Raw genomic sequence first — 23276 nt, forward strand, 5'->3', positions numbered from 1 at the left:
GATGTTTACCAAGGTCCTGATCGCCAACCGCGGCGAAATCGCCGTCCGCGTTATCCGCACATTGAAGAAGATGGGCATTGGCTCGGTTGCCGTCTATTCCGATGCCGATCGGTTCTCGAAGCCGGCGCTGAGCGCCGACGAGGCCGTGCGCCTCGGTCCGGCGCCGGCCGCCGAGAGCTATCTCAACGTCGATGCCGTCATCGCCGCCTGCAAGGCGACGGGAGCCGAGGCCGTGCATCCGGGCTATGGCTTCCTGTCGGAGAATATCGGCTTTGCCGAGCGGCTTGCCGCCGAAGGCATCGCCTTCATCGGCCCGCGGCCGGAACATCTGTCGGCCTTCGGCCTGAAACATACGGCGCGCGAACTGGCGAAAGCCAGCGGCGTGCCGCTGCTGCCCGGCACCGATCTCTTGCAGAGCGTCGAAGAGGCGCTTTCGGCCGCAGAAACTATAGGTTATCCCGTCATGCTGAAGAGCACGGCTGGCGGCGGCGGCATCGGCATGCAGCTCTGCGCCGATGCCGCAAGCCTCAAGGCCTCTTTCGAAAGCGTGCAGCGGACGGCGCGGGCCAGCTTCGGCGATGCGCGTGTCTATATCGAGCGCTTCGTCGCCGAAGCACGCCATGTCGAGGTGCAGATCTTCGGCGACGGCAAGGGTCGCGTGATTGCGCTCGGCGAACGCGACTGCTCGCTGCAGCGGCGGAACCAGAAGGTCGTCGAGGAAACCCCTGCACCTGGCCTTTCGGCGGAGATACGGGCGCGGCTGCACAAGGCGGCGATCGATTTGGGGAGCTCGGTCTCCTATGAATCGGCGGGCACCGTCGAATTCATCTATGATCCCCAGCGTGAGGAATTCTATTTCCTTGAGGTCAATACCCGCCTGCAGGTCGAACACCCCGTCACGGAAGCCGTCTTCGGCATCGACCTCGTCGAATGGATGATCCGGCAGGCGGCCGGCGAAGACGTGCTCTCGGGTGCTAAGACCCTGACGCCGAAAGGTGCGGCGATCGAGATGCGTATCTATGCCGAGATGCCGCACGCCGATTTCCGCCCGAGTGCCGGCCTTTTGACCGAAGTCATTTTTCCGGAAAGCGCCCGCGTCGACGGCTGGATCGAGACGGGAACCGAGGTCACGCCCTTCTATGATCCGATGCTTGCCAAGCTGATCGTGGCGGCGGAAGACCGCCCCGCGGCGATCGAAAAACTGAAGGCAGCACTCGCCGAAACGTCGATCTCAGGCATCGAGACCAATCTCGATTATTTGAGAACGATCGCCACTTCCGAATTACTTGCCGGCGCCAAGGTTAAGACGACGGCGTTGCGTGACTTCGCCTTCGTTCCCGACGTCGTCGAGGTGCTTGCTCCGGGCGCGCAGTCAAGCATTCAGGAACTGCCGGGCCGGCTCGGCCTCTGGCATGTCGGCGTGCCGCCGAGCGGTCCGATGGACGAGCACTCCTTCCGCCATGCCAACCGCCTCGTCGGCAATGCCGACGTGACGGCGGCACTCGAACTGACGGTTTCCGGCCCTACGCTGCGGTTTTATGCCGACCAGAGGATCGCGCTTGCGGGCGCCCGGATGGCGATGACATGTGACGGCATAAAGTTGCCGCACGATGCGCCAGTACTGATCCGCGCCGGTCAGATTCTATTGATCGGCACGATCGAAGGACCGGGGCAGCGCGCCTATCTCGCCGTCGCCGGCGGTTTTGCAGCACCCGTCGTGCTCGGCTCCCGGGCGACTTTCGGTCTTGGTCAGTTCGGCGGCAACGCCACCGGTACACTGAAAACGGGGCACGTGCTGCATTTTGCCCGCCAAGTGCCGGCCGAACCGGTGATACCGGCGACGGAGCCGGCCGCCTTGACGCGCGAATGGGATATCGGCGTGCTCTACGGCCCGCACGGCGCGCCAGATTTCTTCGAGGATAACGATATCGAGACGCTGTTTTCGACGGCCTACGAGGTGCATTTCAACAGCGCCCGCACCGGCGTTCGCCTCATCGGCCCTGCCCCGGTCTGGGCGCGCCACGATGGCGGCGAAGCGGGGCTGCACCCCTCCAACCTGCACGATAATGCCTATGCGATCGGGGCGCTCGATTTCACCGGCGACATGCCGATCATTCTCGGTCCTGACGGTCCGAGCCTCGGCGGCTTCGTCTGCCCGGCGGTGATTGCCCGCGACGAGCAGTGGAAGATGGGCCAGTTCAAGCCCGGCGACCGTATCCGTTTTCACGCAGTAGCGCGGCCGGAAGACCCAATCGCCGGCCCGGCGGTGCGGCAGGTCGCGGAAGAGACGGGTTCGCCGATCGTCGGCACCAGCGAGGACGGACCGGTTTCTGTCGTCTATCGCCGCCAGGGCGACGACAACCTGCTCGTCGAATATGGACCGATGTCGCTCGATATCGCGCTTCGGCTGCGGGTGCATCTGCTGATGCAGGCCGTTGTCGTGGCTCGGCTTCCCGGCATCGTCGACCTTACCCCCGGCATCCGCTCGCTACAGATCCATTATGACGGCACGCAGCTGACGCGCCGGCGCCTGCTGGGGCTGCTCTCCGAGATCGAGGCGACGCTTCCGGCAGCCCAGGAGGTCACGGTGCCGAGCCGCATCGTGCATCTGCCGCTTTCCTGGAACGATCCGGATGCGGAGCTTGCGATGCGCAAATATCAGGAGCTGGTGCGCCCCAACGCGCCCTGGTGCCCATCGAATATCGAGTTCATCCGCCGCATCAACGGTCTTCCCGACGAACAGGCCGTCCGCGATATCGTCTTTGATGCAAGCTACCTCGTGCTCGGTCTCGGCGATGTCTATCTCGGCGCGCCGGTTGCGACCCCGACCGATCCGCGTCACCGCCTCGTGACGACGAAATACAATCCGGCCCGCACCTGGACGCCGGAAAATGCCGTCGGCATCGGCGGCGCCTATATGTGCATCTACGGCATGGAAGGACCGGGCGGCTACCAGCTCTTTGGCCGCACCATCCAAGTCTGGAACACTTGGCGGGAGACGCCGGTCTTTGCCAAGGGAAAACCTTGGCTGCTGAACTTCTTCGACCAGATCCGCTTCTTCCCGGTCAGCAATCAGGAGCTGACGGAGGCGCGCGCCGCCTTCCCGCACGGGGGCTACCCAATCCGGATCGACGAGACGGAATTCTCCTATGCCGCCTACGAGAAGGAATTGCAGGCGAATTCGGCGTCGATCGGCCGCTTCAAGGCGACACAGCAGGCCGCCTTCGATACTGAGCGCCAGCGCTGGAAGGAAGCCGGGCTCGACAGCTTCGTCACCGACGAAGGCACGGGCGAAAGTCCCGATGGGGATATTCCCGACGGTTGCTTCGGGGTTGCCAGCGCCGTGCCCGGCAATATCTGGAAACTTCTGGTCGAGCCGGGCTCCCCGGTTGCGGCCGGCGATACACTTGCCATCATCGAATCGATGAAAATGGAAATCAACGTCACCGCCCATGCGGCAGGCCGCGTCCGCGACCTGCGCGCCGGGCCGGGGAGAAACGTCAAAGCCGGCGATATCATCGTCGTTCTGGAGGAATGCTGACATGCTGCCGACCATCCTCGATCTCTCAAGCCTTCGCGCCGCCTATCAATCCGGCCTGACGCCGCTCGACGCCATCGAAGAGGTGATCGCGCGGCGTGCCGCCTCGAGAGATCCGGCAATCTTCATCACCCCGGTGCCGGATGACGAACTGCGTGCCGCCGCGAAAGCCTTGATGGCACGCGCGCCTGAGGCAAACAGCCTGCCGCTCTGGGGCATTCCCTTTGCCGTGAAAGACAATATCGATGCCGCCGGCCTGCCGACGACTGCTGCCTGCCCGGCCTATGCGTATCGGCCGGAAGCGGACTCCACCGTCGTTGCCCGCTTGAAGGCGGCCGGCGCCATCATCATCGGCAAGACCAATCTCGACCAGTTCGCGACCGGCCTCAACGGCACGCGCTCGCCCTATGGCGCGCCGCGTTCGGTCTTCGATGCGGCCTATGTCTCCGGCGGCTCGAGCTCTGGATCGGCGGTCACGGTGGCTTCCGGCCTCGCCGCCTTCGCGCTCGGCACCGATACGGCGGGCTCCGGCCGCGTGCCGGCCGCCTTCAACAATCTGGTCGGCATCAAGCCGACGCCGGGTCTCTTGCCGAATACCGGCGCCATACCGGCCTGCAAGAGCGTCGACTGCATTACGATCTTCGCCGCGACCGTCGGCGACGGCGTTACGATCCGCAAGGTCGCCGAAGGGTTCGATGCCGCCGATGCTTTCTCGCGTCACGCCATGCCGGCGAAGCTGCCGGTATCGGGCTTGCGCATCGGCGTTCTCACCGATGCCGAGCGGGAATTCTTCGGTGACAAGGAGGTGGAGGCGCTCTACGACCAGGCAATCGACCGAGCCAGAGGGCTCGGAGCGACCATCGTGCCTTTCGATTACGCGCCATTCCGCGAGGCGGCGGCCCTTCTCTATGACGGGCCGTGGGTCGCCGAACGCCTGGCGGCGGTCGAGACCTTCCTCGCCACGAACGCAGCCGATTTCGACCCGACGGTCAGGGGGATTATCGAAGGCGCCAAGGGCAAGACCGCGGTCGAGGCTTTCAACGGCCGATACCGGCTGGAAGAATTGCGTCGCAAGACCGAGGCCGAATGGGAAAAGGCCGACGTGCTTCTGCTTCCGACCGCACCGACCAGCTACACCGTAGCAGACATGCTGGCCAATCCCGTCGTGCTCAACGGCCGCCTCGGCCGCTACACCAATTTCGTCAACCTGCTCGATTGCGCAGCGATCGCCGTTCCGGCCGGCTTCGGCAAAGGTGGGCTGCCGGGCGGTGTTACCGTTATCGCACCTGCCTTCACCGACGATGCGCTGGCGCCGCTTGCCGATGCGCTGCACCGCGCAGCAGGTTCCGGCATGGGGATCGACCGGCAGGCTGAGATCCCCGAAGCAAGCCGTGTTTTGCCTGGCGATGACGGTTTCATCGAGATCGCGGTTGTCGGTGCGCATCTGACCGGCATGCCGCTCAATCACGAATTGGCAGGCTCCGGCGGGCGTCTGGTCAAGACCTGCCGCACATCAGGCGACTATCGCCTCTTCGTTCTGCCCAATACCACACCAGCGAAACCGGGGCTGCTGCGCGAACCCGGCCATAAGGGTCAGGGGCTGGAGGTCGAGGTCTGGGCACTGCCGGCCGATGCTTTCGGCAGGTTCGTCCAGAAGATTCCGGCACCACTCGGCATCGGTAAGCTGACGCTCGAAGACGGTTCCAGCGTCTCCGGCTTTGTCTGCGAGGCCCATGCAGTGAAAGGTGCCGAGGAAATCACCTCACTTGGCGGCTGGCGCAACTATATCAGCGCCAAGCTGGCGAGCTGAAGAGAGTCTTGCACGGCGGCAAAACTCATCCGGCACCTGATCGATCTGCTGCGGGACGGTCTGACCGCCCGCAGCGAAGCGATCGGCGGCGCCTGTGTCAGCCCTGGCGGCTCTGAGAGCGTTCGGCAAGCTCGACGATGATGCCGTCAGGATCGCGAACGAAGGCGATCTTGTTCAGCATCTCAGAATGGACGGCAAAGCGCGGCCGCTCCTTGATCTCGACGCCCGCCTGTTCAAGGCGGGCGAAAGTCTCTTCGACATTGTCGAAATGGAAGGTGAGGTGCCGGACGCCGGCCGTATCTTCAGGCACGTCGACCGCTCTCGACGCGCCGCCGGGCGGCGCAAAGACCTCGAGCATGCCGCCGCCTGCATCGAGGAACGCGACCTGCATGCCATTCGCCATCGTCTTGCGCAGCACGAGGCTGAGACCGAGCAGGCCGCAGTAGAAATCGACGGTGCGGTCCATGTCGCTGACCGTCATGCCGACATGCTCAAAGGATCTCAGCATCGGAGCGCCCTTCCCGGTTCAGACGGTGGCCGCAGCACGCCATTCCCCTGCCGGAAGCCAGGAGCGATAGAGCGGATGATCGGCGGCGATCGGCATCGGCGTCGGTTGTCCGGTTCGCTGCGAGAAATAGGCGGCCGTTACCAGTTCCAAAGAATTGCGGGCATCCTGTAATGTCACCGGTGGGTCGGTGTCCTCGATGATCGCCTTGTGGAAGAGCTCGAACTGACGGGTGTAGCCATCCTCGCCAGGCACGTAGGCGGCGAGCACTTCGTCGATCCGCGCCTGATGTTCCTCGGTCCCGGCGACGAACGTCCACGGATCACGGCCCATCGTATAGGGTTCGATGATGCTTTCGGCGACGAGGTCGTTGAAGCAGAAGCGCAGCCGCGAGATCTCCTTGCGCGAGCCGAGCGTCATCGACAGCGTCGCCAGCGAGCCATTCTGCATCTTCACCGAAAGGGCTGCCGTATCCTCGACCTCGATCGGATTGACCAGCGTCGCCCCATAGGAAAACACCTCGGCGCAGGGACCGTGCACATAGTTCAGCATGTCATGGGCGTGGATGGCGTGGCCGAGAAGGCCACCGCCGAGTTCGCTCGCCCATTTGCCGCGCCACGGCACGGCGTAATAATCCGGGCCGCGCCACCAATGTGTCTCGATCGTCGTCAGGAACGGCTTGCCGGCAAGGCCGCGCTCGATCAGCAGCTTCAGTTTCTGCAGGCCGGAGCCGTAGCGGTACTGGAAGATCGGCATCAGCTTTCTGCCGGGGTAACGGGCAAGAATGCGGCCCATCTCGTCGACCTCGGCGATCGAGCCGAACAGCGGCTTCTCGCAGATCACATGCTTGCCGGATTCGATGCCCTTGCGGCAGAGTTCGAAATGCGAGCTCGGCGGCGTCGAAATGTCGATGATGTCGAGATCGTCACGGGCAAACAGCGAATCCGCATCCTGCGCATATTCGCCAATGCCGTATTCCTCGCACAGCGCCTTGCCGCGTTCCTCGTCGAGCGAGCAGAGCACAGGAACCTCGAAAAGCTCCTTGTTCCAGCCGAAGCCGGCCAGATGCCGCGCAGCGATGCCTGCGCCGATGACGCCGACGCGCAATTTCCTGGTCATGATATCCTCCTCAGCGAGCGCCGATGCGCGCGGCTTTCGTCTGGGCTTCCAGCGAAAGACGGCAGACTTCAAAAACATGATCCTGGGTCATCGCCGTCTGCGTGCGGTTGCCGACGTCGGCGGTGAAGGCGTCGAAATAGTCGAGCTTTTCGCCGCTGCAATCGATATGGGTCATTTCCTTGCCGTTGACCAGGAAGAGATGATCCTTGCCCGGCCGGCCGGTAATGTCGATATATTTGCGCAGTTCGATGTAGCCTTCGGTGCCGAGAATAGTGAGGCGCCCGTCGCCCCAGGTCGGCAGCGCCTCCGGCGTGAACCAGTCGACACGGACATAACCCGCCGCCTTGTCGGAGCGCAGAAGCACCTCGCCGAAATCCTCGAAGGCGGGCTTGTCGGGCATGCCGAAATTGCCGATCGAGCTGGCGATGACCTCGCCTGTGGTCGAGCCGGTATAAAACAGGAACTGGTCGACCTGGTGTGAAGCGATATCGACGATGATGCCACCGAAGGCTGCCGGGTCGAAGAACCAGTCCGGTCGGATCGGCAGCTGCAGCCGGTGTGGACCGACACCGAGCGTCTGGATTACCTTGCCGATCGCGCCTTCGGCGACGAGCTTGCCGGCCTTGACGGCGGAGCGCACGCAGTGGCGTTCGGAAAAGCAGATCGAGAAGATCTTGCCGGTCTCGGCAACGGTGCGCCTGACCTCCTCGAGCTGGGCGAAGGTCGTCACGCCGGGCTTGTCGGTCATCACGTCCTTGCCCGATCTCATCGCGCGGATGGCAAGCCCGGCACGGTCACGGGGGATTGCGGAAATGCAGATGACATCGATCGACGGATCGTCGAACAGCTTTCCCCGGTCGATCTGCGGCGCGTCAGGATAGGTCTTCTCAAAGGCCTCGCGCAATGCCGGCACCGAGGTCTGAGGGCAATAGCCGACGAACTCGCCGCCTGCGGCCAGCAATCCCTTCACGTGATCGAACGTGTGCCCATGGTCGATTCCGACGACGGCAAATCTCAACATCGCTGCAATATCCTCCTGGGATTTTCGTGTGGCCGGGTAATGCCAGCCTCCTCCATGTTGGGCAAAACAGATAACGAAAGCCGGCTCCTGTCAAGGCGAGATGGAGGGCAAAATCGTCACGGCCTGTATTTAAATATTTGAAATTTAACAGTTATTTTGTATCTAAATAGTTATTTTGAGGGCTTTTGCGATTGGATTCCCGAGGAAGCCCGCCGCTTGAGCCGATCGAGAAAAAGTCTTTTTCCCCAACGCATCTTGCCCCGTCTTCATGAATGTGATCGATTTTGGTCGCCGCCGGGTTGGAGGGCGGCAACACCCCGCAATTTTCAAAAGAGCGATTCTCGCTCGTCTTGACGGAAGATCACCATGTCTCAAGCTCTTCTCGATGTCGCCGCTTCCGATGGTCTTTTCGTTGGCCGCGTCTGGAATCCCGAGGTTGCCGGACCGAGCATTGTGACATCACGCGAGGGCGTGCTGGTCGACATCACGTCGCGCGAGGCGCCGACGCTGAGCGCTCTGCTCGAGCGGCAGGATGCCGCCGGCTTCATCCGCGCCGCAAGTGGCAAGGCGGTCGGTTCACTGGAGCAGATTGTCGCCAACAGTACGGGAACGCCGGATCAAACGCGCGCCTATCTCCTTGCACCCGTCGACCTGCAGGCCGTCAAGGCCTGCGGTGTTACTTTCGCGCAGTCGATGATCGAGCGCGTTATCGAGGAGAAGGCGGCCGGCAATCCGGAACGCGCCGCCTCGATCCGCGAGCGTGTCAGCACGCTGATCGGCGGCAGCCTCACCAATCTGAAGGCCGGTTCGCCGGAGGCGGCCAAGGTCAAGCAGGCACTGATCGACGAGGGCATGTGGTCGCAATATCTCGAGGTCGGCATCGGGCCGGACGCCGAAGTCTTCACCAAGGCGCCGGTGCTCTCCTCGGTCGGCTGGGGTGCCGATGTCGGCCTGCATCCGATCTCGACCTGGAACAACCCCGAGCCGGAAATCGTGCTCGCGGTCAACAGCCGCGGCGAAATCAAGGGGGCGACGCTCGGCAACGACGTCAATCTGCGCGACGTCGAGGGCCGCTCGGCACTGCTGCTCGGCAAGGCCAAGGACAACAACGCCTCCTGCTCGATCGGTCCTTTCATCCGCCTGTTCGATGCCGGCTACAGCCTGGATGACGTCCGCAACGCCGAACTCGACCTGAAAGTCACCGGCCAGGACGGTTTCGTGCTGCACGGCAAGAGTTCGATGTCAAAGATCAGCCGCGACCCGACCGATCTCGTCAAGCAGACGGTCGGCGCCCATCACCAATATCCCGATGGTTTCATGCTCTTTCTCGGCACGCTGTTTGCGCCGACGCAGGACCGCGACGCGCCAAAGCAAGGCTTCACCCACAAGATCGGTGATGTGGTCGAGATTTCCTCGGTAGGGCTCGGCGCGCTCGTCAACACCGTTCGGCTCTCTACCGAATGCCCGCCCTGGACCTTCGGTATTTCGGCGCTGATGAGCAACCTCGCAAAGCGCGGTCTGCTCTAAACTACTGGTTTCGCCGCCTGCCCTGCAGCAAGTCGAGAACGGAGTTTGCCGCCTCGAGAATGTTTGTCCCCGGGCCAAACACGGCTGCAACGCCGTGTTCGTGCAGGAATTCATAGTCCTGACGCGGGATGACGCCGCCGCAGACGACGATGATATCACCACCGCCCTGTTCTCTCAGCCTGTCGATCAGCTGCGGTAGCAGCGTCCTGTGACCGGCCGCCAGCGACGAGACGCCGACGACATTGACCTTTTCGCTGAGCGCGACGCCGGCAGCTTCCTCCGGTGTCTGGAAGAGGGGACCGGCGAGTACATCGAAGCCGATATCGCCGAAGGCCGAAGCGATCACTTTGGCGCCTCGGTCGTGTCCGTCCTGACCGAGCTTGGCGACCATGATTTTCGGCCGGTGACCCATCGCTTCCGTCACTTCGGTCATGCGGGTCATCAACACAGCGAGCTCCGGCTCGTTTTCATATGCTTCGCCGTAGACGCCTTTGATGACTTCAGGAATGGCGGCATGATCGCCGAAGGCAGTGCGCATCGCATCCGATATCTCGCCGACCGTGGCGCGGGCCCGCGCCGCCGCGATCGCGGCTTCCAGCAGGTTGCCCTTGCCGCTCTGTGCGATCTCTGCCAGGGCCGCCAGCGCCTCGCGCACGGCTCCGCCATCGCGCCGCCGCTTCGTTTCCTCGATACGTCTGATTTGCGCTTTGCGTACCGCGCTATTGTCGATCTCCAGAATGTCGATCGGCTGCTCGTTGTCGAGCCGGTAGCGGTTGACGCCGACGATGACCTCCTCGCCCTTGTCGACAGCTGCCTGGCGGCGCGCGGCCGCTTCCTCGATCAGCCGTTTCGGCAGGCCATCGGCCACGGCCTTGGTCATGCCGCCCAGAGCCTCGACCTCCTCCATCAAGGCCCAGGCCTTATCGGCAAGCTCGGCCGTCAGGCTTTCGACATAGTAGGAGCCCGCCAGGGGATCGACCACTTTTGTCACGCCCGTTTCGTGGCTCAGGATCAGCTGCGTATTACGCGCAATGCGCGAGGAAAATTCCGTCGGCAGCGCGATCGCCTCGTCGAAGGAGTTGGTGTGCAGCGACTGCGTACCGCCGAGCACGGCCGACATCGCCTCGAAAGCGGTGCGGATGATGTTGTTATAGGGGTCCTGTTCCTGCAGCGAGACGCCGGAGGTCTGGCAATGGGTGCGCAGCATCAGCGAGGACTGTTTCTTCGGATGAAACCCTTCCATGATCCGCGTCCAGAGCAGGCGGGCGGCGCGCAGCTTGGCGGCTTCCATGAAGAAGTTCATGCCGATGGCGAAGAAGAATGAAAGGCGGCCGGCGAACTCGTCGACGCTCAAGCCTTTGGCGATGGCGGCGCGGACATATTCGCGGCCGTCGGCCAGCGTGAAGGCCAGTTCCTGCACCAGCGTCGCGCCGGCTTCCTGCATGTGGTAGCCGGAGATCGAGATGGAGTTGAACTTCGGCATCTCGCGGGCGGTATAGTCGATGATATCGGCAACGATCCGCATCGAGGGTTCGGGCGGATAGATATAGGTGTTGCGGACCATGAACTCCTTGAGGATGTCGTTCTGGATGGTGCCAGAAAGTTCGGCCCGTGGAACGCCCTGCTCCTCGCCGGCGACGATGAAGGAGGCAAGGATCGGGATGACGGCGCCGTTCATGGTCATCGACACCGACATTTCGCCGAGCGGAATGCCGTCGAACAGGATCTTCATGTCCTCGACGCTGTCGATTGCCACACCCGCCTTGCCGACATCGCCCTCGACGCGCGGATGATCGCTGTCGTAACCGCGGTGGGTGGCAAGATCGAAGGCGACCGACAGGCCCTTCTGGCCGGCCGCCAGATTGCGGCGATAAAAGGCATTCGATTCCTCTGCCGTCGAAAAGCCGGCATATTGGCGGATCGTCCAGGGCCGGCCGGCATACATCGTCGCCCGCGGGCCGCGGGTGAAGGGGGCAAAACCGGGAAGCGAACCAAGGTGCCCGGCGCCGTCGAGATCCTCGGCCGTATAGAGCGGCTTGACGGCAATGCCTTCCGGCGTCTGCCAGGTCAGCGTTTCGGGCGAGCTGCGCAGTTCCTTTTGCGCAAGCTCCGCCCAATCCGACAGCGTCTTCTTCGTCATGCGGTTCCTCCGGCTCTTTCATCCGCACCCTACCATTTCACAGGCTCTTCGTGCGATACAGCTTGGGATAATAACGCGGCAAATCCTTGATTTCTATTGCCGGCTTTGGGAACCCGCCTCATGAAGACCATGCAGATCTATGCCTTCGACATGAACTGCGTCGGCCATATCAACCACGGCCTGTGGACGCATCCGCGCGACCGCTCAGCGCAGTATACCGATCTCGACTACTGGACGGAGTTTGCCAAGACCGCCGAACGCGGCAAGCTGGACGGCATTTTCCTGGCCGACATCGTCGGTGTCTACGATGTCTACAGGGGTAGCCCGTCGCCGGTGATCGAGACTGGCGCGCAGATCCCGGTCAATGATCCGCTGATGCCAATTTCGGCGATGGCCTATGTCACCAAACATCTGGGTTTCGGGGTGACCGTCAACACGACTTATGAGCCACCCTTCCTGCTGGCGCGGCGCATGTCGACGCTCGATCACCTGACCAAGGGACGGATCGGCTGGAACATCGTCACCGGTTATCTCGACAGTGCCGCCCGCAGCATGGGTCTCGACACGCTGCCGGAACATGATGCGCGCTACGACGCAGCCGAAGAATATCTCGAGATCCTCTACAAGCTCTGGGAAGGCAGCTGGGACGACGATGCGGTGCTGCGCGACAAGGCGGGCGGCACCTATGCCGATCCCTCCAAAGTGCGCTCTGTCCGTCACGACGGCAAATATTACCGGATGGAAGGCATCCATCTTTCCGAGCCCTCGCCGCAGCGCACGCCCCTGCTCTTTCAGGCCGGCGCCTCGGCCCGCGGCCAGGACTTTGCCGCTCGCCACGCCGAATGCGTCTTCATTGCCGGGCCTAATCCCAAGGCGGCCAGGCCGACCGTCGATGCGCTGCGGGCGAAGGCGGAAGAATTCGGCCGCGGCGCCGACGCATTGAAGATCCTGAGCCTGATCACTGTTGTCGTCGGGCGGACGGAGAAGGAAGCCCAGGACAAGCTCGAGGATTATCGCCGCCATGCGAGCGTCGAGGCCTCGCTTGCGCATTACTCCGCTTCGACAGGCATCGATTTTTCGAAGTATGAATTGGACGACGTCATCGACCAGAGCTCGACCAACGCCAATCAATCCGCACTTGCGGCCATCACGAAACAGGCAGCGAAGCCGGTGACGCTGCGTGACATCATCGACCAGATGATACTCGGCAGCCGGATGAAACCGGTGGTCGGCTCACCTGAGCAGATCGCCGATCATCTCACGACATGGATCGAAGAGGGCGGCATCGACGGCTTCAATCTGGCGCGGACGGTGGCGCCGGAAAGCCTGCGCGATTTCGTCGATCTGGTCGTGCCGGTGCTGCAGGAGCGCGGCATCTTCAAGGCGGACTATGCTGCCGGACCCTTGCGGCAGAAGCTCTTCGGCGGCGAGAACGGCAGGTTGCCCGCTGCTCATCCCGCCGCCCAGTTCCGACGCTGACTTATCGGTGGTCTAGCCTGGCGACCAGTCGGTCGCCAAGCCACTGGATGCCGCAGACAAGCACAATGAGGACGGCTACCACCGCGATCATCACACTGGTTTCGAAACGCTGATAGCCATAGCGGATGGCGAGATCGCCGAGGCCGCCGGCGCCGATTGCGCCCGCCACGGCCGAGGCGCCGATCAGCGTCACCAGCGTGACGGTGAAACCGGCGACGATGCCCGGCAGCGCTTCAGGCACCAGCACCTCGCGAATGATCGTCCAGCGATTTCCACCCATGGCGCGCACGGCATCGATCAGCCCGCGGTCGACCTCGCGCAGCGATACTTCGGCGATACGGGCGTAATAGGGCGTTGCGGCGATGGCGAGCGGCACGATGGCCGCCCAGGTGCCGAGCGCTGTCCCGACGATCAGCCGCGTCAGCGGAATCAGCGCCACCAGCAGGATGATGAAGGGCACCGATCGGAAACCATTGATGACTGCGCCGAGCACGCGATTGATCCAAAGGTTTTCGGCGATGCCGCCGCGCGCCGTCGCAACCAGGGCCAGGCCGAGCGGCAGGCCGGCGACGAGCGAGATCACCCCCGAGGCGAGGGTCATCAGGACCGTCTCCCAAAGGGAGCGAATAAGCAGTTCAAACATGATCGGCGTCATAACCAAGCAGCTCCACCCGGGCGGACCGGGCCGTCAGGAATTGTTCGACCTTTCCGACAAGCGCGGGGTCGCGTGCGGGAACGGCGATGAAGAACCGTGCCACCGGCTGGTTCTGGATATGATCGATACCGCCATGGACGAGGCGGAAGGAATGCGGCAATACTGCCGAGAGTTCGGCAAACAGCGCGCCCTGTGCCTGTGGCCCGGCGAGATCGACGCTGAGGATCGCTTCGCTGCCCGCCGTCGCCGACAGCCGGCCGGCGATATGCGCAGGAAGCTGCGGGCGGATGCCGCCGAGCAGGCTCCCGGTGATTTCAGCCTGCGGATTGGCGAAGACTGACCAGACCTGCCCTTCCTCGACGATCCGCCCGGCATCGATGACCGCGACGCGATCGGCAATGCCGCGGACCACTTCCATCTCATGCGTGATCAGCAGAATGGTCAGCCCGAGCTTACGGTTGATATCCTTGAGCAGCGCCAGGATCGACCGGGTCGTTTCCGGATCGAGCGCCGATGTCGCCTCGTCGGACAACAGCAGCGCCGGGCGCGCCGCGAGCGCCCTGGCGATGCCGACGCGTTGTTTCTGGCCGCCGGACAGCGATGCAGGATAAGCCTTCGCCTTGTCTGCAAGGCCGACAAGCTCGAGCAGTTCATGGGCTCGTTTCAGGCGCTCGCCCTTTGCAAGACCCTCGATCTTCAGGGGCAGCGCGACGTTTTCCTCGACGGTTTTGGCAGAAAGCAGATTGAAATGCTGAAAGATCATGCCGATGCGGCGGCGCAGCGGCTGCAGTTCCTGTTCTGAAAGTCCGGTGATGTCTCGGCCTTCGATGAGGATCTCGCCGCCATCGGCGCGCTCCAGGCCGTTCAGGCAGCGGATCAGCGTCGATTTGCCGGCGCCGCTGCGGCCGATGATGCCGAGAATCTCACCTCTCTTCACCGCCAGCGAAATGCCGTCGAGGGCTGCAGTGGCTCCGAACCGTCTTTTCACGTCGGTCAGCCTCACCACCTCTTCGGAAGCCGCCGCTTGAGACTGCGCCTCGATCACCGTGGTGGAAACAAGGGAATTCATGTGATTTTCCTTACAAATACTGAAGGCGGTCCGGGCAGAGAACGCCCGGACCGCCTTTCGGCAGGCCTTAGAGCCTTTCCGGGTTAGATTGAAGCATTCTGCCGGAGCAGATTTTCGTCAGGATCAAAGGCGATTGGCGAAGGGCATACCCCTTGGTACGTCCGAGCCGATCGCCTTTGATCCCGGCGGAAAGATGCCCGGCCCTTCGGGTTGGCTGAAACGGGCCGGCTGATCGACCGGCCGGCTTGGCCGTAGAACCGGGCTACGACACGCGCCGGCCGGTCGACCATCCGACTCCGTTTGAGCCAACAGAATGCTGCAATCTAACCCGGAAAGGCTCTAACCCCAGCCCCGCCTCGGATCAATAGGCGCTGAGACCGGTGCCCTTGTAGACCTTATCGAATTCGGCCTTGACGGTGTCGTTCTGATAAGAAGACACAAGCGTCTTAACCCATTCGGCATCCTTGTTGTCGTCCTTGACGGCGATGAAGTTGCGGTATGGATTATCAGTGATCGGCTCCTGGGCGATGCGTTCGGCCGGAGAAAGACCGCTTTTCAACGCCCAGTCGGTGTTGACGATACCGGCATCCAGATCGTCGATCGAGCGGCCGACGATGCCGGCGTCGAGCTCTTTGATCTCGATCTTCTTCGGATTGTCGGTGACGTCGGCGACGGTCGCGAGAATACCGGTGCCCTCCTTCAGTTTGATCAGGCCTTCGTTCTGGAGAACGCGCAGCGCACGGCCTTCGTTCGAAGGATCGTTCGGCACGCCGATGACAGCACCTTCCGGGATCTCGGCGACGGACTTGTATTTCTTGGTGTAAAGGCCGATCGGCCAGACCCCGGTATAACCGACGCGAATGATGTGATAGCCGTGCTGCTGGATCTGGTTGTCGAGATAGGGCTGGTGCTGGAAGGCGTTGGCATCGATTTCGCCGCGTTCCAGCGCTTCATTCGGCTGGGTGTAGTCGTTGAAGATGACGGTCTCGATCTTGAGACCCTTCTTGGCCGCCTCGCTCGCGACTACGCGCCAAATATCCTCCTCCTCGCCGGCCATGATGCCGACCTTGATCGATTTGTCCTCGGCAAAGGAAGAAGCGGGTGCTGCAAGGGTAAAGAGTGCGGCAGCGGAAACGGCCACGGCGGCAAGAGCCGCCCGGCGCGAAAGGTGGAGGCCGTGAAGATTTTTGTTCTTGGTCATTTTATATCCCGTCTGACTGAATGAGGCCGACGCCCCGAGCAGGCCAATCATGGCAAATGCGCGCATTGGGAGCGAAGTACGAATGTCTGATGTGGAAGAAGGGCCGGAAAAACTCTTGCCCTGCCATCGATATCGGCAGGATAAATTTCCATCAAATTAGTGGATTATACCTGGCCGCGAGGATGGCGCGAAAGCGAAAACGACGCCTTAGCGGCGCCGTTTCAAGTCTATCCCGCACGCTTCACTCGGCAGCGATTAGCGCCTGATTCCGGTTGGGAAAGAAGGCCGCGAGCTCGCCGATGACCTCCCCGATCCGATTGCAAAGCGGGTCGGATGAGACACGGTAATCGGTGAAGTCGCGGTCGGATGCATAAACGGCGGTCGGCAGCGTGTAAGACATGAAAAAACCGAAGAGCGGGCGGAGCTGGTGCTCGACCATCAGCGCATGCCGGTCGCCGCCGCCGGTTGCGGTGATGACGATGGGCTTGGCGCGCAGCTCATGCGGGTCGATCAGGTCGATCAGATGCTTGAAAAGGCCGGGATAGCTGCCCTTGTAGGTCGGCGCTCCGATGACCAGCACATCGGCATTGACGATGTCGTCGATGACTTCCTTGGCGCGATTATCGAGATCGTCACGGCGCAGCGCCAAACCAAGCGAGGGGCCGACATCGGTCAGGTCGTGGACAGTGTTGTCGAAGCCGTATTTCTCGCTGGCGAGACCGGCAATATTTTCGACAAGCGCAAAGGTCTTCGACGGGCGGTTGAAACTACCCGCTAGGCCGACCAGTTTGGGAGCAGACATGCCATTTCCTTCCAATATCGTGCCGAAACCGACGTCATTATTCTCACGAATATTATCTATAAAAATAGTGGATTAAAGGAATGGCGATCCCTCTTCCTCGTAGGAGGAGAAAAATACGTTCGAGCCAATGGGCGGTTGCGACGTGCGACACTGGATGCATCGAGCCGGAGTCCCGGTGACATTTTGGCTCGATGCATTGTCAGTGAGCGATGTCGCCTCAGACCGGTTTCTGCTTAGGAATGCGCGGCAGGAAGACCGTCAGGAGACCGAGCAGCGGCAGGTAGGAGCAGATACGGTAGACGAAATCGATGCCGTGGGTATCAGCGAAATCGCCGAGCAGCGCCGCCCCAAGCCCCCCTGCCCCGAAGGCGAAGCCGAAGAAGACGCCGGCAATCAGCCCGACGCGCCCGGGCACCAGTTCCTGTGCGAAGACGACGATTGCCGAGAAAGCCGAAGCGAAGATCAGGCCGATGACGATGCTGAGCACGCCCGTCCAGAAAAGGTTCGCATAGGGAAGCAGGAGCGCGAAGGGAATGACGCCGAGGATCGAGAACCAGATGACGAAACGCGCGCCGAAGCGGTCACCGATCGGCCCGCCGAGGAAGGTGCCGATGGCGACCGAGCCGAGGAACAGAAAGAGCATTAGCTGTGCCTGCTGCACGCTGAGCTCGAACTTGTCGATGACGTAGAAGGTGAAGTAGCTCGACACGCTGGCCATGTAGACATTCTTCGTCGCCGTCAGCAGCACGAGAATGAGCAGCGCCCAGATGACCCGGTTCTGCGGCAGCGGCAGGCTCCGGCTGATTGGCGGCTTGCTGGCATTCTGGCGCCTGTGGCTGATGTACCAGTTGCCGACCCAGCTCAGCACGATCATGCCGACCATGGCGATGGCGGCGAACCAGGAAACGCTGTGCTGGCCGAGCGGCAGCACGATGAAGGCGGCAAGCAGCGGACCGATCGCCTGGCCGGCATTGCCACCGACCTGGAAGAAGGATTGCGCGAAACCGTGACGACCACCGGAGGCAAGACGGGCGACGCGCGACGATTCCGGATGGAAGACCGCCGAGCCGAAGCCGATCAGGCTTGCGGCAACCAGCAGCAGTTCGAAGCTGCCGGCATTGCCGAGCAGAATTAGGCCGCAAAAGGTACTCGCCATGCCCACAGGCAGCGAATAGGGCATCGGCCAGCGGTCGGTGACGATGCCGACCAGCGGCTGCAGCAGCGAAGCCGTGACCTGGAAAGTCATGGTAAGGAGGCCGATCTGGACAAAATCGAGATCGTAGTTCGCCTTGAACAGCGGATAGAGCGAGGCGAGCAGTGACTGCATGATGTCGTTCAGCATGTGGCAGAAGCTGACCGCCATGAGGATGGACATGGTTGTTTTTTCGAAACGGGGCGCGCTCTCGGCAACGGTTGCCATCAATACTTCTCCTGCATAGGCACGGCCGGTGCCGTGCCACGTCGCTTTTGTTCGATGGATTTTCGGGCGATCGGGGCTGGGAAGACACTCCTGCGACGGTCGCTGAAGTGCATTTAGCGTAAGCGGAGACGCAATTACAGCCCGGTTTTATCCGTATTGGTACGGCTTTTGTTCGATTTTTTCTCCGAACAAGTGATTTCTGCCTGGCTTAACGTCTTTCCAGGCGGGCTTTCATACCACAGTCGGTCGCGATCATCGCATATCCAGTATGCTATGTGAAAACAACCATGGAAAAGCCATGCAGGGGATACTACAGCTTCCCCGATTGAAAATGCGATCGAGGCTGAAAACACACGATGAATGTCAAGACAGCGAATGCAATAGACAGCTATGTCGGAGCGCGCATAAGAATGCGCCGCCAGTTGCTCGGGATGAGCCAGGAACGGCTTGCCGAGCAGATCGGCGTGACCTTTCAGCAGGTTCAAAAATACGAGAAGGGCATCAACCGCATCGGCGCAAGCCGGCTTCAGCGGATCGCCGATGTGCTTCACACGTCGGTGAGCTTCTTCTTCGAACAGGAGAATTCCGAGCCGTTAACGCTGCAAGGGCTGGATCTGTCGGCGAATACCGACCCGGTCGCTGAATTCCTGCGAACAAAAGAGGGATTGGTGCTCAATCGCGCCTTTCTTAAAATTGCCGACCGCAATATCCGCGATACGGTCATCGCGCTGGTAAAGGCGATGGCGCAGGCGGAAAGTCGCGGCGTAACATTGGGAGCCTCCGGAGCGGATATCACTCTTCCGCTCGGAGAATAGCCAGGGATATCGGCAGGCAGTATCCGCATGAAGCTCAGGCTCGAGTCATTTTCTGAGTTGCGGCTGATCGATCCGACCGGGCAACCCGTGGCGTTCCCGGAAAAGGGTCTGCTTGCGATCTGCTATCTGCCGGATCGGTATCTGCAGGACGGAGCCGGGAGCTAATATCCGCGCTCGGCGTTGGCGTGGTTCCTATGAATCCTGAGATCATGGCCAACACGGCGATGAGGTCATCTGGGCCGAGCGTTTCAGCCTCCAGAAATATGATTTGATAAGTCACCGGCGCGACATCGCGCGGCGGACCGCCAGGGAGCTTGCCGGCCAAGTTCGCCGGTATGAAACCAAGCGCCACTCCTTCGAGGCAATTCGGCCGCCTATCACAGCTACCTTCTTGGTCTGCGGGATATGAAGCGGCTTTCTCTCCCGATATTCGACGTGGGAACAGCCGCACTCGATCTCGATCTTTAGCAGGGAAGGCTCAGGATACGAAAAAGCCTGCCACGGGAGGAGGTGCGGCAGGCTTTCTGAAAACCGAACAGCGACTGGGAGGAGGAATGCCGCTGTTCTGACAGACGTCCCTTGGGAGGAGGAGTGGGCCGTCCGAAAGTCGAAGCTTTGCGGGAGGAGGTGCATTGCTTCGATCGTCTTCATCATACACCGACCACGGATGGTGCCAATGTCTTATGCTGCACTGCAGCTATGCAAGGACTACAAGGCGGAAAGCTTACAATGCGAACAAGGATCCCAACGAGCTCAGCCACGGAACTCGACGCAAAAACGCCCGCGTCGGGAACGGGCGTCAAGCAGTACTAGATATTACGCGCTGTGCGGTTAGCGCGCGATCGATGCGCGGGCAACGCTGCGGATGTCAGCGCGGTCGATGCCGAGGTCCTGCAGCTCACGGCTGGACATGCGGCCGAGCTCGGTGACGGTCTGACGGAACTTGCGCCAGTTGTTGAAAGAGCGTGCTACGTTCATGATAATCCCCTTTCCCGAGGGCTGTCTGACGTCAGCAACCTTGCTTCGTTCCGGCGTCGTTTCGATGGTTGGAATATAAGCGGTTCAATCGGTTTAAAACAGCGACAATCTCTCACCTCAGCTATGCGATATATGCATGGGCTGTTTCTTTTTTGAGCGAAATGCTCTCTTTTTCAAGCCCGGAGGTGAAAGCCGTCGGATCGACGGGTTCCTGACTCGCGTCACAGAGTGAACCCGATGCTGCGAACAGTACTTAATGACACGTGTTGAGTTCCGAGCGCCCGAAGTTATCCGACATATCCGGACGGAAGCGCTCAGCGGCATATCCCAACGCCACGGCGTAACGATATCGGGGCCTAAATTCTCCGAAGAAATAAGCAGGATCCCTGCCACGCTGAGCGTCTTGCTGAACAAAATCGATTGGCCAGGGCACTGCTGGTCTGCGGACCCTGATTTGCGGAAGTGCACCAGCGCCTTCGGGTGAAATGATGCATCGCTGAAGGCCCCAAGTGAGGAATTCGTTGGGAAGAAGGGACTATCGAAGGCGGCTGTTTCGGGCAAACGGCCAAAATTAGAAAATTCTATCTATGGATTTATAGATTATATCGTTCCATAGCCCTGTCGATTTTGACAATGAGATTTTCGAACGCCCTGCGGATGCTTCGCTGGGCGCATGTGACTTGCCGTCTTCTTCCAAGATCAACCAGGAGATTTCCATGAGCAATCCAATTCTCGTCAATCAGGTCATTCCCGAGTCCGATGTCGTGCCGCTGACTGGCCGCGTCGGCGCCGAAATCAGGGGCATCCGCCTCAGCGGAGACCTTTCGGACGCAACGGTGGCGGCCATCAACCAGCTTCTCCTGAAACACAAAGTCGTCTTCTTCCGCGACCAGGAACATCTTGACGATGCCCAACAGGAATTATTCGCACGCCGCCTGGGCGACCTTGTGCCTCATCCAACCCAGGGTCCGGTGACCGGCACGGCCTCCATCCTCAATCTCGATTCCAGCCGCGGCGGCGGCAGGGCGGACCAATGGCACACAGATGTCACCTTCGTGGATGCCTATCCTAAATTCTCGATCCTTCGTGGCGTCGTCATTCCGGCAGCTGGAGGTGATACGATCTGGTCCAACACCCATGCCGCACACGAAAGTCTGCCAGCACCGCTCAAATTGCTGGCGGACAATTTATGGGCCATTCACAGCAATGCCTATGACTACGCAGCCGTGCGCCCTCGTGCCACCGCTGAAGAGAAGAAGCATTTCGAGGACGTTTTCACTTCGACCATCTACGAGACCGAGCATCCAGTCGTGCGTGTCCATCCCGAAACCGGCGAAAGATCGCTGCTGCTCGGCAATTTCGTTCAGCGCCTGGTCGGCTTGTCGAAAAGCGACTCCGCGAAACTCTACGAGGTGTTCCAGTCCTACGTTACCGCCCCGGAAAATACCGTGCGCTGGCGCTGGAGAGCCGGGGATGTGGCGATCTGGGATAATCGCGCGACCCAGCACTATGCTGTCAACGACTACGGCGACCAGCACCGGGTCGTGCGCCGCGCCACCGTTGACGGCGACGTCCCCGTCAGCGTCGACGGCCGCCACAGCATAACCCACGTCAAGGCCGCCAAGCCGAAAGCAAAGGCCGCGTGAGCGCGGCCGGACAGGGGGCGACCATGCAGCTTCATATACCGCGGCGCCTGCCGCCGCTTGCGCCACCGATAGTCATCCAGGCATCGCCAACAATCTGACGGCGCCCATTCGCGACCCGCTGCATCACCCAGCGCGGCGATGCAGCATGGCTCAGCTGTTGCCATCCATTCACAGTTTGGGACAATAACTCTCACACGTCGTCACAGGCTTGACGACGTGCTGCTCGCGTGCCGGCGATATCGGCAGCCGGTGTCGCAGACCCGACAGTCCGCCACCTGCCGATGCTAGATGATCATCGTGTCGAACATGCGTGACCGCGATTGCCAACAGAGGCCGATCATCATGACTAGCGTGCGTCTCCCGGGTAACGTTCTCGTCGCCGTCATGATCGCTTGCGTCGCCACGTGTTATGGCTTCGGCCTCAGCCTGTTTCCCCAGATCATCCCCGACATGCGGAAAGATCTTGCCTTCGACTATGCGTTCGTCGGCACTGTCACCGGCTTGGTCCAGTTTTCCACGGTGGCATTCGCCGTGCTCGCTACCTGGCTCGTCCATCGCATCGGTGCCGCACGGACGGTGGTGGCGTCCGTGTCGCTCTGTGGGCTTTGCCTGTCGGGCATCCCCATCATCGACAATCTCTATGTTGTTGCCGGCCTGCTGATGGTCGCCGGCGCGACGGGCGCATCGACCTTCGTGCCGATGATTAACCTCGCCTCGCGGGTGGTGAGAGCGGAACAACGCGGCTTTGCCATGAGCCTGATCTCCAGCGCCCCGGCCTTTGGCGTCCTCATCAACAGCGCACTCGTGGCGGCATACGCCGGAAGCGGTCACTGGCAGATGGTCTGGTATCTCACAGGCGCCGCGACGATCACACTGGCCATTGTCACCCACATCCTCTTCGGGCGGGCCGGCCTCTTCGACAGCGGGGCAAGTCACGAAACGCTCGCGTCAGCTGCCGGCGCTTCAGCAAGCCTGCGCTCCATCATGCCATGGGTGATGCTGATCTTCGCGCTCGGCTTCATCAACGGCCTGATGCCCTATCCCTATCTCACCTACCTGTCGCCGTTCCTGCGCGAGGAACTCGGCTATTCCGTCGGCTTTGCCTCGTGGCTCTGGGCAACGATCGGGGTGGTGGGGATCAGCGCAGGCTTCGCCATTGGCACAATTTCATCGCGCCTCGGATCGCGCTATGCCATGCTCGCATGTTACTCAAGCTTCCTCGCCGCCGGCGCCCTCGTCGTCCTCGATTCCTCGATGGATCTCTCGATCCTGTCAGGCATCTTCTTTTCGCTGGGCTTTTATCCGATCTATGGCCTGCTGCCGGCCTACGTCTCACATCGCGCCACGCCACGCCTTGCGGTGACCGTCTTGGGCATCTGCACCGTGTTCCAGGGCATCGGCGGCACTACAGGGAACTTCTTTGGCGGCGTGATCAAGACATCGACGGAGAGTTTCAGCGGCATCTATCTTGCCGTTGCAGTTACGGCCGCCGTCGCGGCGGCGATGACGATTTTGCTGCCGAAGGATCAAAGGGTGCAGGCCGAGTAACGT

The 23276-nt window shown here is 61.4% G+C and carries 18 protein-coding genes; 8 read left to right on the forward strand and 10 right to left on the reverse strand.

Features of this window, described 5'->3' with window-relative positions; translation table 11 throughout:
* Nucleotide 1: 1 nt before the first annotated feature.
* Nucleotides 2-3541: an urea carboxylase gene (gene uca / locus ACIPSK_RS17115; RefSeq protein WP_162116729.1), complete on the forward strand. Its 3540-nt coding sequence runs from the start codon at nucleotides 2-4 to the stop codon at nucleotides 3539-3541.
* A gap of 1 nt (nucleotide 3542) precedes the next feature.
* Entirely contained in the window at nucleotides 3543-5348 is a 1806-nt protein-coding gene (gene atzF / locus ACIPSK_RS17120; RefSeq protein ID WP_162116730.1) for an allophanate hydrolase, read from the forward strand.
* A 97-nt stretch (nucleotides 5349-5445) separates the two neighbouring features.
* Here the strand turns inward: atzF and ACIPSK_RS17125 are convergent, their stop codons facing one another.
* From ACIPSK_RS17125 to ACIPSK_RS17135, 3 genes are read right to left on the reverse strand one after another with little or no spacing between them, the layout of a single operon-like run.
* The gene (locus ACIPSK_RS17125) at nucleotides 5446-5856 is read right to left on the reverse strand and encodes a VOC family protein (RefSeq protein ID WP_162116731.1); all 411 of its coding nucleotides are present in this window, start codon (nucleotides 5854-5856) and stop codon (nucleotides 5446-5448) included.
* An 18-nt stretch (nucleotides 5857-5874) separates the two neighbouring features.
* On the reverse strand, nucleotides 5875-6972 hold the full coding sequence (locus tag ACIPSK_RS17130; protein WP_162116732.1) for a Gfo/Idh/MocA family protein: 1098 nt from the start codon (nucleotides 6970-6972) through the stop codon (nucleotides 5875-5877).
* 10 nt (nucleotides 6973-6982) lie between these two features.
* Entirely contained in the window at nucleotides 6983-7993 is a 1011-nt protein-coding gene (locus tag ACIPSK_RS17135; protein WP_162116733.1) for a Gfo/Idh/MocA family protein, read from the reverse strand.
* 366 nt (nucleotides 7994-8359) lie between these two features.
* Here ACIPSK_RS17135 and ACIPSK_RS17140 point away from each other — a divergent pair, with 366 nt between their 5' ends.
* Nucleotides 8360-9520 carry a fumarylacetoacetate hydrolase family protein gene (locus tag ACIPSK_RS17140; protein WP_162116734.1) on the forward strand — a complete coding sequence of 387 codons (1161 nt, stop codon included), beginning with the start codon at nucleotides 8360-8362 and terminating at the stop codon, nucleotides 9518-9520.
* Nucleotide 9521: 1 nt separating this feature from the next.
* Here ACIPSK_RS17140 and scpA read toward each other — a convergent pair whose 3' ends face one another.
* Complete coding sequence (gene scpA, locus ACIPSK_RS17145) at nucleotides 9522-11660, reverse strand: methylmalonyl-CoA mutase (protein WP_162116735.1); 2139 nt, start codon at nucleotides 11658-11660, stop codon at nucleotides 9522-9524.
* A gap of 120 nt (nucleotides 11661-11780) precedes the next feature.
* Here scpA and ACIPSK_RS17150 point away from each other — a divergent pair, with 120 nt between their 5' ends.
* Nucleotides 11781-13139 (forward strand): LLM class flavin-dependent oxidoreductase, encoded by a 1359-nt coding sequence (locus ACIPSK_RS17150; protein WP_162116736.1) that lies wholly within the window; start codon nucleotides 11781-11783, stop codon nucleotides 13137-13139.
* Between the two features lies 1 nt (nucleotide 13140).
* Here ACIPSK_RS17150 and ACIPSK_RS17155 read toward each other — a convergent pair whose 3' ends face one another.
* From ACIPSK_RS17155 to ACIPSK_RS17175, 5 genes are all read right to left on the reverse strand, one after another.
* On the reverse strand, nucleotides 13141-13794 hold the full coding sequence (locus ACIPSK_RS17155) for a methionine ABC transporter permease (RefSeq protein WP_162116737.1): 654 nt from the start codon (nucleotides 13792-13794) through the stop codon (nucleotides 13141-13143).
* On the reverse strand, nucleotides 13775-14863 hold the full coding sequence (locus tag ACIPSK_RS17160; protein WP_162116738.1) for a methionine ABC transporter ATP-binding protein: 1089 nt from the start codon (nucleotides 14861-14863) through the stop codon (nucleotides 13775-13777). Before ACIPSK_RS17160 ends, ACIPSK_RS17155 begins: the two co-directional genes overlap by 20 nt.
* Nucleotides 14864-15224: 361 nt before the next feature.
* Nucleotides 15225-16064: a MetQ/NlpA family lipoprotein gene (locus ACIPSK_RS17165; RefSeq protein ID WP_162116739.1), complete on the reverse strand. Its 840-nt coding sequence runs from the start codon at nucleotides 16062-16064 to the stop codon at nucleotides 15225-15227.
* Between the two features lie 241 nt (nucleotides 16065-16305).
* Nucleotides 16306-16866: an FMN reductase gene (msuE, locus tag ACIPSK_RS17170; RefSeq protein ID WP_162116740.1), complete on the reverse strand. Its 561-nt coding sequence runs from the start codon at nucleotides 16864-16866 to the stop codon at nucleotides 16306-16308.
* Nucleotides 16867-17083: 217 nt separating this feature from the next.
* Nucleotides 17084-18286 carry an MFS transporter gene (locus ACIPSK_RS17175; protein WP_162116741.1) on the reverse strand — a complete coding sequence of 401 codons (1203 nt, stop codon included), beginning with the start codon at nucleotides 18284-18286 and terminating at the stop codon, nucleotides 17084-17086.
* A 356-nt stretch (nucleotides 18287-18642) separates the two neighbouring features.
* On the opposite strand from ACIPSK_RS17175, the gene ACIPSK_RS17180 reads away from it, so the two are divergent.
* Both ACIPSK_RS17180 and ACIPSK_RS17185 read left to right on the forward strand, forming a co-directional pair.
* Complete coding sequence (locus tag ACIPSK_RS17180; RefSeq protein WP_162116742.1) at nucleotides 18643-19101, forward strand: helix-turn-helix domain-containing protein; 459 nt, start codon at nucleotides 18643-18645, stop codon at nucleotides 19099-19101.
* A gap of 27 nt (nucleotides 19102-19128) precedes the next feature.
* Nucleotides 19129-19266 (forward strand): hypothetical protein, encoded by a 138-nt coding sequence (locus tag ACIPSK_RS17185; RefSeq protein ID WP_162116578.1) that lies wholly within the window; start codon nucleotides 19129-19131, stop codon nucleotides 19264-19266.
* A gap of 666 nt (nucleotides 19267-19932) precedes the next feature.
* On the opposite strand, the gene ACIPSK_RS17190 is transcribed toward ACIPSK_RS17185, so the two are convergent.
* Nucleotides 19933-20079: a DUF1127 domain-containing protein gene (locus tag ACIPSK_RS17190; protein ID WP_003552150.1), complete on the reverse strand. Its 147-nt coding sequence runs from the start codon at nucleotides 20077-20079 to the stop codon at nucleotides 19933-19935.
* A 716-nt stretch (nucleotides 20080-20795) separates the two neighbouring features.
* Between ACIPSK_RS17190 and ACIPSK_RS17195 the strand changes: the two genes are divergently transcribed.
* Nucleotides 20796-21725, forward strand: a complete 930-nt coding sequence (locus ACIPSK_RS17195; protein WP_162116743.1) for a TauD/TfdA dioxygenase family protein — start codon at nucleotides 20796-20798, stop codon at nucleotides 21723-21725.
* Between the two features lie 342 nt (nucleotides 21726-22067).
* Nucleotides 22068-23273, forward strand: a complete 1206-nt coding sequence (locus tag ACIPSK_RS17200; RefSeq protein WP_246709718.1) for an MFS transporter — start codon at nucleotides 22068-22070, stop codon at nucleotides 23271-23273.
* The last annotated feature ends 3 nt before the right edge of the window (nucleotides 23274-23276 follow it).

Source organism: Rhizobium sp. LARHSG275 (assembly GCF_052871115.1).